A 15,046-nucleotide genomic window follows, 5' to 3' on the forward strand; every position below is an offset into this window, starting at 1 on the left:
AATCAAGTAATTAGCAAGCGGTTTTAGGACTTACGCAAAAACCCTCTCAAACTCTCATTCCTCCATGACCTCTGCGTCCTCTGTAGTAGCCTGCGGCAAGCGTGGCAAGCCGCTTCTCTACGAGACGCTCCGCGAATGCGTCTACGTTTTCCGTTACCTGTGCGTAAGTCCTAGTTTTGTCAAAAAACAGATGAAACAGCTCGTGTTTGCGATGGCGTTCCGCCCAGCATAGGCGATCGCACTGTGCAGAACCTGAGTAATTTTCCTTTCCTTACTCAAAGAAGTCCTGCTGATTCATATAATCGTTTGAGCATTGCTGAAATCTTCGTACTATAATCCAAATCTGCTGACCACCGCCCTGATAGCTGATCGATTAATGGCGCAATCCCACGTGTGACAAAGCGAAACCTTGGATCTACTACTTCCTGTACCAAAGGTTCTAAACTGGCGTAAGCTTTCAAATGTTGGACGTGCGCCCTCACTCCAATTCTGGCACTTGGAAAAGACGCAGCCTCCGAACCGCCACCGATCGCACCTAAGCCTGCAAAGTTATTTTGCTCAGGTTTAATATCACCACCAAACCGTAAAAATCCCGTTTCTACACACATTTGGCAAAAGGCAATATCATAGTTCACTCCCTCTATACCTGCTTCTTCCCGATAAAGTTTTGGGATATCAGGAAACTTTACTAAAGCATTTTCATTATTGTTTCTCAGAAATAATTGTAACTGTACTTCGGAAGTATTACCGTTTGACATTACCCGCGAAAATTGACCAGGGCAAACTACCAAATTCGAGCGCAAGCTAACGGTACGCGTTGCCGCATCCCAAGTGACTGCAACATTAAAATCTCGCAGTTCGATGGCTTTGACATAAACTATTTTATGATAAGTAATCCGATTGACATTAGCTGCTTTTGAAAGGTCAATTCGTAGAAGGTCTACTAAATCAATGGGGATGTAAGCATTACCATTAACTAAAATCCCTTGCTCTGTGTAACTTTGTCCATTAATATTAATATTAATTGGCGGATAATTTGCTTCTGGTGGAGTTCCAGGAGTAGGGTCAATTACACGACTCCAAGTCACCAATCCATCGACAATTCCCAAAGCAAAATCGCGGCGACGAGTTTGCAGCAAAGCCCGATCCTCTGGATTGCTGAGAAACCCTACTTGCATCACCAAAGCTGGCAGCGTTGTCTGGCGACAGAATGCTAAACGACCCAATCCACTATCTGTATCTGGCTTGACTCCGCGATTCGGTAATTGGGGTACGCGGCGCAACAATCCCACTAGTAACTGTTCAGCATTGCTCTTGCGATCGCTATTATTAGTAATGTAAAAAACGTTAGCCCCACGCACAGAAGGGCTGTTAGCCGCATTAGATGCAATTTCTAGGGCGACATCACCCCGGCGACTGCGAGAATTGATCCAGGTGATAGTTTGGGCGGCGCTCAAGTCATCAGGAACTGCCAAAATTTCCAAATTCCGCGCTCTCAGTTCCGTGACAATCAAATCCCGCAGCAGAATCATTTCTTTAGCTTCACTTGTACCACCTGCGATCGCACCTTGATCTATTCCTCCGGCTTCTTTGCCTCCATGAGCCGCTGATATAAAAATACGCCCCATATTCAGTATTTCCTCTGATAAAATTAAGTTTAAGCAATTCTATACATTATTCTTGGTCTAGCAACAAGAATATAATAGCTATCAGAAGTCTAAAGTCATTTGTCCTTTGGTATTTCTCCAAAGTTCATGACCAATACTTCTCTACGAGAGGCTGCGCCAACGACTACGCGGTAGTTGAGCGCAGTCGAAACTCAGTACAAGTGACCAATGACCAATACTTCTCTACGAGAGGCTGCGCCAACGACTACGCGGTAGTTAAGCGCAGTCGAAACTCAGTACAAGTGACTAATGACAAAGCCATGCAAATCCCCCGCTTGCACCCAGACACAATTGAGGAAGTTAAACTACGGGCTGATATTGTAGATGTCGTCTCGGAATACGTAGTTTTACGCAAACGAGGAAAAGATTTTGTCGGTTTGTGCCCCTTCCATGATGAGAAATCTCCTAGTTTCACCGTCAGCCAGACCAAGCAAATGTACTATTGCTTTGGCTGTCAAGCCGGGGGAAATGCCATTAAGTTTGTCATGGAGTTGGGAAAGCGTTCTTTTGCTGATGTGGTGCTGGATTTAGCACGGCGTTACCAAGTACCTGTGCAAACTCTCGAACCCGAACAACGCCAAGAATTACAGCGTCAGCTATCTTTGCGTGAGCAGTTATATGAAGTTCTGGCAACGTCCGCCCAGTTTTATCAACACGCCCTCAGACAATCCCAAGGGCAAAAAGCACTTCAATATTTGCAATCTAACCGCCAACTCAAAGAAGAAACTATACAGCAATTTGGTTTAGGTTACGCCCCCGCAGGTTGGGAAACTCTTTATCGTTATTTAGTGGAAGATAAACATTACCCAGTGCAAATACTGGAAAAAGCCGGATTAATTAAACCACGCCGGGAAGGGGGTGGGTATTATGATGTATTTCGCGATCGCTTGATGATTCCCATCCGCGATGTCCAAGGGCGTGTCATTGCGTTTGGTGGTAGAACCCTGACTGATGAGCAACCTAAATATCTCAATTCACCAGAAACGGAACTTTTTAGTAAAGGTAAAACACTATTTGCCCTCGATCAAGCCAAAGGTGGGATTTCCCAACTCGATCAAGCCGTGGTGGTGGAGGGATATTTTGATGCGATCGCTCTCCACGCTGCTGGTATTAATAACGCCATTGCCTCCCTCGGTACAGCTTTAAGCTTAGAACAAGTCCGGTTAATATTACGCTATACCGAATCGAAACAATTAATACTCAACTTTGATGCTGATAAAGCCGGAACTAATGCAACCGAAAGAGCGATCGGTGAAATTGCCGAACTGGCATACAAGGGTGAAGTTCAGCTAAAAATTCTCAATTTACCCGATGGTAAAGATGCTGATGAATACTTGCATAGCCACACTTCAGAAGATTATGGAGAACTGCTAAAAAATGCGCCACTTTGGCTAGACTGGCAGATTCAAGAAATTATTAAAGATCGAGACTTAAAACAGGCTACTGATTTTCAGCAAGTAACTCAGCAAATAGTCAAATTACTTAAAAATATAGCTAACAGCGATACACGAAATTATTATGTTTCTTATTGTGCTGAAATACTCAGCTTGGGAGATACCAGACTCATACCTCTACGAGTGGAAAATCTGCTAACTCAAATTGCTCCGGCTGCGGCTACATACTCTAAGCCTGTGTCAGCGAAGAAAGCATGGGGAGGTGGTAAAGTTTCCCCACTCCCCATTCCCAACTTCCCACTCCCTACAGAACGCAGCCTTTTAGAACACGCAGAGGCGTTATTATTGCGAATTTACTTGCATTGTCCCGAACAGCGTCAAATGATTGTTGACGAACTAGAGGAGCGAGATTTGCAATTTAGCCTTTCCCACCACCGATTTTTATGGCAACAGATTTTAGAAATTTCATCCGATGATGGAGAGACAAAAAACTTTGCGTCTTTACCAAATTTAATTTCCCGCCTGCAAGATCGGTTCTTAGAATTTGACAGCGAGAGCGGGTTAATTTCCCATTTATTTCATGTGGATGAAAAAAACCAAAAAGAAATACTTCGGACTCCACAAGTAGTTCAAGCTGCGATCGCTTGTATGGATTTAGTGATGCTTGAAAAACGCTATCGTCACTTTTTGGAACTATGGCAACAAACTGATCCAGAAGCTGAACCAGAGCGGTATCAATATTATTATCAGGCTTTCTACGCTGAAAAAATCAAGCTTCAACAAATAGACCGACAACGTTTATTTTCCATCACAGAGTTAAGTTGACACAATAGCAATACTTTCAGTCTTCACTCTTTGCTAACTCTCCTGATTGAACCTTAACACTCAATCGAGTTTTTTACTGCATTAACGTGTGGTAAATTTGACGCAATTGTGAAACTATCTATCCCCTCTAAGATGGCTTCTAGCACGCTTACATCTTGGATAAATTCGATTTCAGGTAATAAAACAATTTATTTGATTTAAGTTCATGTCAGATTTACTTATTCAAAATTGTCAAGTATTATATATTGCTGCTGATGGCAGTGAAGTATCAAAATAATTCAAAATATTCTCTTTGCTCCCAGTTAGTCACCTGCAATAAATAGTCTTCTGGTGGCTGATCGGCGACGGACTGCAAAAAGCGATTAATTTCACTCTGTTTCATCTTAATGATGAAGTTTATGAACTGCTGCCCCATTTTTTGAGAAAAAAGTTCGCTTTGGCTCAAATATGAAATCGCCTCTGGCAAACTTTTAAGTAAGGTCGGACTTTCTGTAGCGTAAGGTGACTCTGTTGGGGAGCCAGGGTCAACTTTATAATCTACACCATCTAACCCAGAAATCAATTGCGATGCCATATACAGGTAGGGATTGGCTGCTGGTTCTCCAACTCGGTTTTCAATATGGGTGGTGGGATCATCATAACCGCCTTGTAATCTAATCATTGCCCCTCGGTTTTCCAATCCCCATCCGGCACGGTCAGGAGCTAGGGAATAAGGCCTAAATCTTTTGTAGCCGTTAATTGTCGGGGTTGTGAACACAGAAGCGGCATTGGCGTGTTTAAGAAGACCACCAACAAAATGTTTACCTAAATCTGACATTAGGGATTCGGAGGTTGCAGACATGAAAGCGTTCTCGCCTGTGGTTCGGTCTACAAGGGATTGGTGCAAATGCCAGCCATTGGAAGAAGAACCTTGCAATCCTGGACGACACATAAATGATGCGATGTAACCTTGTTGACGGCAGATTGGCTTGGTCGCCATTCGGAATATCATCATTGTATCCGCAGCTTGCAATGCCGGAATCGGGTCAAAGGTAAATTCAAATTGACCGATACCTCCTTCGTTTTCTACACTCCTTAAAGGCAATCCCATTTCAACTAAGTTTTCTGCCAGAACGCGCAGTAAGTCGTGAATCTCTGGATTGTGTGATTCTAAAAGGTATTGGAAACTATGCTCTACAGCGCTAACTTTGGCAGGTTCACCAGGTTTTCCAGAAGTACCAACATTAGCGATCGCTAACATCGGATCTTCTAACTTTGCCAGATACCACTCAACTTCTAAGCCGACAATATGCTCCAACTCTCTTTGATGTAACTCTACCAATGATTGGCGCAAAATACCGCGACTGGAAAAGGGCATTGCCTGACCATTTTGAAAGTACTCGTCACAGAGAATAAAGCCAGTACGTTTTGCCCAAGGCAGAATTTTGAAAGTATCAGGGTCAGGAACAGCCACAAGATTTGGCGCACCTGTCATCAAAGGCATATCTAAACTACCGCCAGGAACAAAGGGGTTAAATACTATTGCACCACCAGTATCAAACAGGAATGTCCCTGTGCTAATTTGCATACCGTCTTCTAAGGCGCTTAAAAACGCTTGGGGTAAGAGCGACTTGCTGCGAACAATGCCATGCTGGTCTGACCAAGCGGTACGAATCAACAGTAGATCCCGTTCTTTAACAACAGTCTCGATCTTTTCAGATGCTTCTTTTTGGATTTCTGTCCACAGGTGATGACGCTCAATAAATCCAGGTCTTTTCATTGCACACGAAAATATTTCAATGTTACTAATTATTCGGCTAGTAGGCGATCGCTACCTGACGAAATGGGCAATACTATAGTGAGAATAAAAGTAAAACCAGTCAGGTACAACACTATGGCTAAGTCTGTGATGTACTTCATCCATGTCGAAACTTAATTATTAGTTTTTCAATTTTTTGGAGGAGAGAAAAATGAAGAAGTTCGCCAGTTTAATGATTGTCGGGGCAGTATTGTCGATTACTGCGCCAGCCTTTGCTGAAAATCGTGCGGTTAATATCAGTATTGGCAGTATTGGTGGCCCCTTAGATAATGCCGCTTTGCAAGCAATTCGCCAAGTTATCGGGTTTGCAGTCGGTACTAGCACCGTCGATAAATTCATTGTATATAGTCCTAAAGCAGGATCTCCTATTCCCATTGAAGGAGGTTTATCTGCATGTGCTGAAGCTGGCTTCGGCATAAGCAATACAAAATTTAATGCTTTTATTCAGGAATTGCGTTCAATTAATCCCAAATCAGGGACTTTCTACAATGTAGAACTTACTGCAAGCTGCAAACTGAGATAAGAATGTCGTTTCCCGCATTTCTCACAAGCTTGAGGAGAAGAAGGGGCAGAGGAGCAGAGGCGCAGGCTTTGAGAGATGTGGTGAGAAATCTGGGGTTTGCACTCAAGCGCGGTAGGATGGGCTTCGTACCTTAGCCCATCCATTGAGTTACACAACCCTTTTTCATCACCCAAACCCAAAGATTTATTTTAATGATATTGACAAAATTTTACCCTTGTGATGGCTACAAGCCCTGCTACCTCAAAAAAGGTTGTATCCCTAACAAAGCTGGTAAATCCAGAGAGGCGAGGTGTTGATAAGCTCGATCTATAACCCGCAGCCCCTGAAATGGAGATGTGTTTCGTGGTAAAAAAGAACAGTCTTATAATTTGACCAAGACCGTTATCATAATGCTGGCATGATTTTATCAAAAGTTCTTAGAAAAATACCTGAATAAGGCGTTGTCTCGCCCGAACCGTTACTCGCGCCAGTGATGGCGACTTTTCCTCTGGTGTTGTTGCTTATCTCTCCTTACTCGGTGTCGGATTCCTGTGGACCTATCTCCCGGACTTTGAATTCTTCCATGTCGGTCAATAAAAGATACTTCCGGATCAACCCTTCATCAAACTCGGCACGGCGATTCATTTTGTTCAGTAATTCTCGTCGTTGCTCCAGCACTTCCAGGTAAATGGATTGATATCGCTTTAATGAGTTTTGCCGAGCGAGATTTGATTCTTCGAGTTCGCGATCGAAAACCTTCAGATCGATTTCGAGCTTGGAGAACAGATTATCCAAGTGTTCGTTTGGCGCCCGCTCTTCGCTGTATTTTTCTTCCAAAAATCGAAGCGAAGCCAGTGCTAATTTCTTTTGAATGATGATCTCCTGCTGTTGTTCAGGAATGAGCGTGAACCTATCTTTGAGGTTGACTTTGTGGACCAGCCAGGGAAGCGTTAATCCTTGAAAAACCAGGGTGATTAGAATAACGATAAACGTGATAAAGAGAATAAGCTCACGGTAAGGAAACGGCTGTCCTGTTTGAGTCAGTATCGGGATGGAAAGTGCGGATGCCAGCGATACCACGCCACGCATTCCCGCCCAGCCGAAAATCAGCGGACCTCGCCATCCCGGATTCGGGTCTGACACCGCGATAAAGCGGCTCATTACTCTCATTAAAACAGAAGTTCCTAACGTGCAAAGCAGCCTGGTGACGATCAGCACGAACGCGATGATCAATCCATACCGAACGGCACTGCCTAAACCAATGTTGCCAAGCTGCCGGATGACAAACGGTAGTTCGAGTCCGATGAGCAAAAAAATTAGCCCGTTCAAGACAAAGACCAGATTATTCCATACATTTAAACCTTCAATCCGGCTTTGGTAACTCAGCAAACGATCGCGCTTACTGGATAAAAGCAGTCCACCACTGACGACCGCTAGCACGCCCGAATAATGAAAGTGTTCGGCAAAATAATACATACAGTAGGGCGTGACCAGTGTTAAACCGATTTCGATGCTGGAGGTTGTAGGTAATAAACGATGAATGCCGTAGAAAATCAATCCAACAACGAGTCCGCTCAGGATTCCCACTAAAATAACGAGAACGAAGCTGCCGGCTGCTTCTTGAAACTGGAACTGTCCGGTGAGGACTGCCGCCAACGCAAAGCGAAACACGATCAGCGACGAAGCATCGTTGAGCAGGCTTTCACCTTCGACAAGGCTGACCAGAGATTTCGGCACGTTGACCTGCCGCATGATCGTCGTCGCGGAAACGGCATCAGGCGGTGAGATAATGCCACCCAAAAGAAAGCCCAGTGCTAAAGTAAAACCGGGAATGATCGCGCTTGAGACAACTGCGATCACGCACGACGTTAAGATGACGATCGGAAAAGCAAACCCGATGATTAGCCCTCGCCATTTCCAGAATTCTTTCCACGAGACTTGCCAGGCAGCTTCATAAAGCAGGGGCGGAAGAAAAATCAGGAAAATTAGCTCTGGGTTAATGGTGATATTTGAAAACTGAGCGACGAAACTCAGCGCAAGTCCGCCCAATACGAGCACGATCGGGTAAGCCAGTCGCAGCTTGTCGGCGATTATGACCAGTCCGAGAATGATCAAGATCAGGTAAATATATTGAATAAAAATGCTTTGCATGAAGTGAATGGTGAAGTGTTAGACGACAGCTATTTTCAGGCTTTTTTGGGTATTTGGTGTATTTCCCTTTCCCTACAAAGGTTTGACGCTTGTTTTGACCTCAAAAATGTTTAAGTCCCGTTCATTGCTGTGACTTATAAGGTAAATGAAGCCATATTGTCTGCCGTAGTCGTCAAGTGTGGTAGTCGATTGCTGGATGTAGCTTGTGTCACTGGGTGGCGAAGTGCCGCAGCCATAAAGCGGCAGGCTATTGTCACTGGATTAGACGGGAGCAGAGAATATGGTGGTCAATTATTTATGCTCAAATGCTGAAAATAGTAGAAATGAGCATTGTGTGAGCATTTTAAAGAGAGTAATGGCTGAAAAGGCTATTACTGCGTGTAAAAAGCTTACCTCTAAGAAAGCCTGTATTAGCTCCAGGACAAATATACTGGAGAGTTTCTGGTGTAAAACGTTCTAACAATAATCGAAGGCTCTGAATTTGCCTTGGCCAGTGAAAGGTTTTAGCTGTCCGTAATAGTACTGCTTGACCATTCTGGTTAGGGAGTAAATGGCGACCAGAGAATAATATACCTCCAAGTTCGCTGTAGTAGAGGCAAGATGAGCCAGGAGAATGCCCTGGTGTCCAAATTACTTGTGTCGCGGTATCAAGAGTAAATTCTTGCCTAAAGGTAGTTACGGGTAAGCCTGGTAATAAATAGGCTTCTTGCTCTTGAATCAGCACCTCACAGCCAAAGGCTTGCTGAAATTCAGCAGTCTTACCAATGGCGCCGCGATGGGTGATAAAGAACCAACGTACGCCTCCATACGCTGCTAAAAAATCTTGATTTGTTTTTTCTAATGCAGGGCAATCTATGAGGATATTGCCTTCATTTCTTACAATAAAATAAGAGGTTCCCCCTAATGTGTCCCGATTGGGTGGAAAGGCAAAAATGCTCTCTTGTGCGAAGTCCGATTGCAGAGAACCTCCGCTGAGAACTTCGTCAGGGAAGACAGCCCGTGGCGGCTTAGTTGTATGACTTGGCTGTTGAGGTAAAGGGCACATAATCAAAGAACCGAAACTGAGGAGTTGTGGACAATTTGATTACAGTGCAGAAAATCTCAAGAATTGAAACTTGAGCCTTAACCAGCACTGTTAACCGTTGTGAAAAAATTGGGATTTGAGGTCTGCCTTATAGTTAATGCTATGGTGCTGAAGCTACTGGTGGGGCGTTTTGTCAAAATTACTGAAGAGAACATGGCATTTTGGTTTCTGTTTATCCTTCTGCTGGGGCTAGCTACTTATCTAATGGTGCAGCGCAGCGTTGCTCACATCACCCGCACACCAGTATGGTTGTTGTGGCTGGTTTTAATGACACCAGCATTCCTGTTGAGTGGATGGACGCTAATCTACGGGGCGAAACAATCTCCACCGCCAGGGCTGATCCTCTGGTCGATATTTGTCTGCACAGTATTGTACTGGATGTTGTTTCAATGGGGGCGTCAAGTACCAAGAGATACACAGACCAAAGCCCAAGCCCAAGCCTCAGAATTACAGCCAACTATCCAGCCTACCCCAGAACCAATAGTGCGTCCCATTGAACCAACGGAAGAAACCCAACTACGAAATTGTTTTCCTTGGTCTGTATACTACATTCAAAATATTGAGTATCGACCACAATCTGTGATTTGCCGGGGTCAGTTGCGAACTAAAGCCAGCAATGCTTACCAGCAGATTAAAACTAATATTGAAGCACAATTTGGCGATCGCTTCTTGCTGATTTTTCAAGAAGGCTTCAATGGCAAACCTTTTTTTGTCCTGGTTCCCAACACTCAAGCTGCTAAACAGACAGATACACCACAACGCAACCAGGAACGATTAACTCGACCAGGATTAGCGCTGATGCTGCTAGCAGCTACTTTGATCACTACTACCTTCGTGGGACTGCAAAATGCTGGTGTTACTCTGCCGCCTATTTGGCAAATTGGATCTTTGTTCAAACTTTTATCTAATCCAGATGTCCTATTTAAGGGATTGCCTTATGCTTTAGGACTGATGACTATTTTAGGTATTCACGAACTTGGGCATTATTTGACAGCTAAATTCTACAAGATTCGCTCGACGTTGCCTTACTTTATTCCTGTACCTTTCTTCTTAGGAACATTTGGCGCATTTATTCAAATGCGTAGTCCCATTCCTAACCGTAAAGCTTTATTTGATATTAGTATTGCTGGGCCATTTGCAGGTTTTGTTGTTACTTTGCCATTACTAATATGGGGTTTGGCTCATTCTGACGTGGTTTCCCTGACTGAAAAAACCCAACTTTTAAATCCTGATGCTCTCAATCCCAAGTATTCAATTTTACTGGCTATACTCTCGAAGTTAGCTTTGGGAAGTCAGTTAACAGCAAAATCAGCCCTCGATCTGCATCCAGTTGCAGTAGCAGGTTTTTTAGGACTAGTTGTCACAGCGTTAAATTTAATGCCTGTGGGACAATTAGATGGAGGTCACATTGTCCATGCGATGTTTGGACAACGAACTGCGATCGTAATTGGTCAAATTGCTCGTGTGTTGTTGCTGTTACTTTCTTTAGTTAGGGAAGAATTTTTGGTGTGGGCGATTATCTTATTATTTATGCCATTGATTGATGAACCTGCACTGAATGATGTCACTGAATTGGATAACAAACGTGACGTTTGGGGGTTACTGGCAATGGCTTTGCTGGTTGTAATTATTCTGCCATTACCGCAGGCGATCGCTAACTTTTTGCAAATTTAATCAAGTAAACATATCAGCGATCGCGTTCTCAAGCTTTATCGTTTTGCTAATTCTGGAGTCCGCCCTTTTAAGCCAATCATCAATTTCAGCATAAATACTTTTAATACAGGAACTCGCTGCAAAAGCCATAAACCCAGGCGACGAACCACCACCACAGGGAAGAAATTATTAGAAAACATCCGATCTAACAAATCGGTGAAACCTAAAATTGTCAAATTCTCTAGCTTGCGCCAGCGTTCATAACCTTTGAGAATCTGAATATCGCCAATATCTTTACCCGCTTTGTGCGCTGCTTGAATTACTTGCGCCAAAGCTGCGGCATCCCGGATACCCAGATTTAAACCTTGTCCACCGACGGGATGGCAATTGTGGGCTGCGTCACCAATTAATGCTAGTCGCGGGAGAACGTAGCGATCGCTTTGCATGAGTTGTACTTGAAAAACAAAGCGATCGCCTAGTAATTCCAATTTACCCATCTGATCGCCATAGCGGCGGCTTAGTTCTGCCAAAAATTGCTCGTTATTTAAAGCACACAAAGCTTTTGCTTCTTCATGGGGGGCTGTCCAGACAATGCGGCAACGGTTCCCCGGTAAAGGTAAAATCGCAAAGGGGCCGCTAGACCAAAATCTTTCGTAAGCAGTGTTATTGTGGGGTTTTTCTGGTTTGACAAATGCCACAATGCAAGATTGCCAATATTTCCAGCCCGAAGTTTTGATTCCAGCCGCTTGCCGAATTGGCGATCGCGATCCATCTGCTGCTACAACTAATTTGCTCTTGACTGTCTTTAGTCGATCGGCAATTTTTATATCGATGGCGACTATATTCTGCTGGTATTGCGTATTTACCACTTCCGCCGGACACAGATAAGTCACATTTGGGCAATTTTGGACAAAATCTTGCAACGGCTGCAACAGGGCTTGGTGTTCCGCCACATAACCCAATTCTGGGGTATTTATATCATCTGTGGTAAATTCCACCACATTGGGATAATCGGCATCCGAAAGATGAACTCGGCAATACTTGGCGATTTGAGGCAACATTTTGTCCCAAACACCAATTCCTTGATAAATTAACGACGAAAGCTGATGAACTGCATAAGCTTGTCCCTTGGCTACCGCCGCTGATGCTACTTTCGCCTCAATTAGCAAGACACTCAAGCCAGAATCTTTTAAAGCAGAGGCTAGAGTTAACCCAATAATTCCACCGCCAACAATTACCAAATCATATTCATATCCCGGCTCATTTGGCGGTGTTGGTTGAGGGGAAATTTGCTCAAGCTGCGTTGGGGTCATTATTAAGTTAGGTTACAGCGTCTTAACTCTTATTTTGACCCGATCGCGCCTTCTTGAGCAAGTTAACAATTCAAAATTTTATCTATAAGCCAGGTATAAAGCCTGTTTTACTTCTGTTAGCGCAGCGGGGTGTAGCCCATTCTGAATTTTGACTCCTGAATTGTGACTCCTAAATTATTTACTGACTCGATAAATTGGTCTAACCTGACGATAAGTATTAAGTAAGCTGAGAAATTTATTACCATCAAAATTTATCGGGTCAACTTTTTTACCAGAACGGTCTACTAAATGGTGCGTAGTGATGCGATGATCTGGGACTTGACTTTGAGCAATTAACCAAGCAAGAGAATGATATTGAGCTTCTGTATAGCCACTATGGGTTTGTTGGCTGCCACTGTCATAACTATCTGGCGGTGTTTCCAAAGAGACATGATAGGCAAAATTATTCACAGAAGCGGGCAAATTTGGATTAGTCTGCACAGTTTCCACTCCCTGAGAACCATCAAACACAGAGTTAGCTGCACCAAAAGCCCGCTTTTCTGGGGGTACTAGATAAACCACCGTTCCGTCTAACTTGACTAAAGCGTGGTAACTTGCTTGCACACTTTCATCGTTATGGGCTACTTGAAAGAAATTGATGGCGCTGGAAGCAGAATAACCAGTTTCATGGAGGACAATAATTGGTTGATTGTGGAGAGTTACGCCGTTAATATCTTGAGCGTACCGTTCTCCATAGTTACTTGGGTCAACCGAAGCAACTTGATAATTAGGTCTATACTGTGCAAAAGCTTGAGTGGTTATGTACCTTGTTACAGGCTGGTTAGTCTTGACTGGGGACTTGATAACATTTTGAAATTTCTTCTCTGGCTCTTTCGCTGATTGGAATTGCGCCTGGGGATATTGACTGAAAGCTGTAACCTGTGGATTGGCCGTACGGGATATTGTCGGATTGTTGTGTAATTTTGTTGCTCGTCCAATTAGCAGCACTACTATTACAGTGGCGAACATCAGCCAGATTAGTAGCACTCTAGTCACCCAGTCTGTAAACTTCATTTTTCTAATACCCGTAAAACCGTAGATATTAATTTATAGCTAAACTGGCGTGTCAGTCGTAGAGGCGCACTTCTGTAAACCCCTACCGCTTATGGTATCCAAATAATAATCGCTATAATACCTTAATTCTAGTCAAATATACGCTATTAGTATATGTTAGAATGCTAAGTAATTGTTTTAGATGCTTCCTCTGTCTAGGGAGCTATTTAAATACTCTCAAAACTATCGCTACTGGTTATAGGAATGGTTAATGAATTGTTTCTCTACAATTCAAGATCGCAATCTCAAATCTAATATAGTTAGCGTTTATACTCTGCTGCGTGATGTTCGCATAGCCACAGGTAATGTCCCTCTGGAGTCAAGACGTTCTTTAATCCACCCCAGTGCTGCTGGGGATCTTTTTCATCTAAAAGTTGACGTAAGGCACGCAAAGCTGCACCATCGGCGCGTTCTGGATCTAAATCTTCACCTCTAGCAATTTTATCTGCTAATTCTAAATCTTCAGATTCTTTGAGTTCAGGTAATTTTGCTGCTAGTTCTTTAAATAGTTCTAAGTCATTTTTAAATAGCGTTTCATATTCTTTGGGATCTACCACACCCAGCCAAGGGCCAATTATCGGTGCGGCATATTTCAAGACTTTGAATAAGTTACCAATATAAGGTGCAGTTACTCTCAGCCATTTGGCAGGTTCATTTATTTCATATAAACCGCCTTCTTGGGTGGGATGCCAACAGCCTGGTGCTTGGCAATAGAGTTGTAAATCTAATTTCTGTCCAGTTAGATTCTTTTGCCAAGCTTTAGCGCCATGAGGACGCAGCACAAAAACATTGGGACAATGAGCATCTATCATTGCTTGTTCGCGGCGGAATGCATTGGTAAATCCCCGTTGCGTCAGTTCTAGGAGATTTTTGAATTCACCGAGAATTACTGCTTGTCCGTGAACAACTTTTGTTTCCAACTGGTCAATGCGTTCTAGGACTGCATTTTGGGTATTCCAGTTTAAGCCATATAAGAGTTCTGGCACTGATACATCTTCCATAGCTTCTGGACATTCAATTGTTCCTTTCTTTTTTTCCCAGCGTTGCAATAGTTGTTTATAGTCAAATTCGTGGGTACATGGTTGACCATTATGACCAAGACAGGGAATTGTGCGTTTAATATCTAATCCGGGAAACCTGGCGAGAGTAACTTCCATGCCATCTCGAAGCAGGACAAAGAAATTTAGCGGGTTAGGACCTCGCACTATTAATTTAATATAGCGATCGCTTTTAACAGCTTCCACTAATGCTAAATGTTCTTGCTCATAAGCAAATAAAACACCGTTACGCCAATGAATGCCAGTTGTGAAGCGGTGTTGACGCGCAATAAACCAAGTGGGAATCCCCGCAGGAATGGTATTGAGTTGGAATTTCATCGAAATTTCATGGCACTCGCCTGTTTGTTTAATTTGCTGCCATTTCTGTTCATAATTAGGCGCGTCGAGGGGCAAACGTTCCACCACCAGACTAAGACAGGACTTACGCAACTGGCACAGCGATCGCCATTTAACAGTACATATATATTACTGAGAGTGAACGTCCAAAAAGGCTCTTGCTTAAATTAATA

11 protein-coding genes are annotated in these 15,046 nt (G+C 43.5%); 4 read left to right on the forward strand and 7 right to left on the reverse strand.

Going from position 1 to position 15,046, the window contains the following annotated elements; translation table 11 throughout:
• Positions 1–275: 275 nt before the first annotated feature.
• Complete coding sequence (gene tftA / locus V7K60_RS16920) at positions 276–1,628, reverse strand: hormogonium tapered terminus morphoprotein TftA (protein ID WP_334927012.1); 1,353 nt, start codon at positions 1,626–1,628, stop codon at positions 276–278.
• Between the two features lie 299 nt (positions 1,629–1,927).
• Here tftA and dnaG point away from each other — a divergent pair, with 299 nt between their 5' ends.
• Complete coding sequence (gene dnaG / locus V7K60_RS16925; RefSeq protein ID WP_334927021.1) at positions 1,928–3,886, forward strand: DNA primase; 1,959 nt, start codon at positions 1,928–1,930, stop codon at positions 3,884–3,886.
• Between the two features lie 268 nt (positions 3,887–4,154).
• Here the strand turns inward: dnaG and V7K60_RS16930 are convergent, their stop codons facing one another.
• Positions 4,155–5,645, reverse strand: coding sequence for a glutamine synthetase family protein (locus V7K60_RS16930; RefSeq protein ID WP_334927013.1), 1,491 nt, complete (start codon positions 5,643–5,645; stop codon positions 4,155–4,157).
• A gap of 190 nt (positions 5,646–5,835) precedes the next feature.
• Here V7K60_RS16930 and V7K60_RS16935 point away from each other — a divergent pair, with 190 nt between their 5' ends.
• Complete coding sequence (locus V7K60_RS16935; protein ID WP_334927014.1) at positions 5,836–6,207, forward strand: hypothetical protein; 372 nt, start codon at positions 5,836–5,838, stop codon at positions 6,205–6,207.
• Positions 6,208–6,717: 510 nt separating this feature from the next.
• On the opposite strand, the gene V7K60_RS16940 is transcribed toward V7K60_RS16935, so the two are convergent.
• Positions 6,718–8,337: a Na+/H+ antiporter gene (locus V7K60_RS16940; protein ID WP_334927015.1), complete on the reverse strand. Its 1,620-nt coding sequence runs from the start codon at positions 8,335–8,337 to the stop codon at positions 6,718–6,720.
• A gap of 129 nt (positions 8,338–8,466) precedes the next feature.
• Between V7K60_RS16940 and V7K60_RS16945 the strand changes: the two genes are divergently transcribed.
• A complete protein-coding gene (locus V7K60_RS16945; protein WP_334927016.1) occupies positions 8,467–8,649 on the forward strand; it encodes a hypothetical protein in 183 nt (60 codons plus the stop codon).
• A gap of 31 nt (positions 8,650–8,680) precedes the next feature.
• On the opposite strand, the gene V7K60_RS16950 is transcribed toward V7K60_RS16945, so the two are convergent.
• Positions 8,681–9,382 carry an MBL fold metallo-hydrolase gene (locus V7K60_RS16950; RefSeq protein WP_334927017.1) on the reverse strand — a complete coding sequence of 234 codons (702 nt, stop codon included), beginning with the start codon at positions 9,380–9,382 and terminating at the stop codon, positions 8,681–8,683.
• A 192-nt stretch (positions 9,383–9,574) separates the two neighbouring features.
• On the opposite strand from V7K60_RS16950, the gene V7K60_RS16955 reads away from it, so the two are divergent.
• Positions 9,575–11,095, forward strand: a complete 1,521-nt coding sequence (locus V7K60_RS16955) for a site-2 protease family protein (protein ID WP_334927022.1) — start codon at positions 9,575–9,577, stop codon at positions 11,093–11,095.
• A 35-nt stretch (positions 11,096–11,130) separates the two neighbouring features.
• Here V7K60_RS16955 and V7K60_RS16960 read toward each other — a convergent pair whose 3' ends face one another.
• The 3 genes from V7K60_RS16960 to V7K60_RS16970 form a co-directional block, all read right to left on the reverse strand.
• Positions 11,131–12,387 (reverse strand): FAD-dependent hydroxylase, encoded by a 1,257-nt coding sequence (locus V7K60_RS16960; RefSeq protein WP_334927018.1) that lies wholly within the window; start codon positions 12,385–12,387, stop codon positions 11,131–11,133.
• Between the two features lie 174 nt (positions 12,388–12,561).
• The gene (locus V7K60_RS16965; RefSeq protein ID WP_334927019.1) at positions 12,562–13,440 is read right to left on the reverse strand and encodes an N-acetylmuramoyl-L-alanine amidase; all 879 of its coding nucleotides are present in this window, start codon (positions 13,438–13,440) and stop codon (positions 12,562–12,564) included.
• A 299-nt stretch (positions 13,441–13,739) separates the two neighbouring features.
• On the reverse strand, positions 13,740–14,939 hold the full coding sequence (locus tag V7K60_RS16970; RefSeq protein WP_334927020.1) for a hypothetical protein: 1,200 nt from the start codon (positions 14,937–14,939) through the stop codon (positions 13,740–13,742).
• Positions 14,940–15,046: the final 107 nt, after the last annotated feature.

Source organism: Nostoc sp., from assembly GCF_036917555.1.
Classification (GTDB): Bacteria; Cyanobacteriota; Cyanobacteriia; order Cyanobacteriales; family Nostocaceae; genus Nostoc.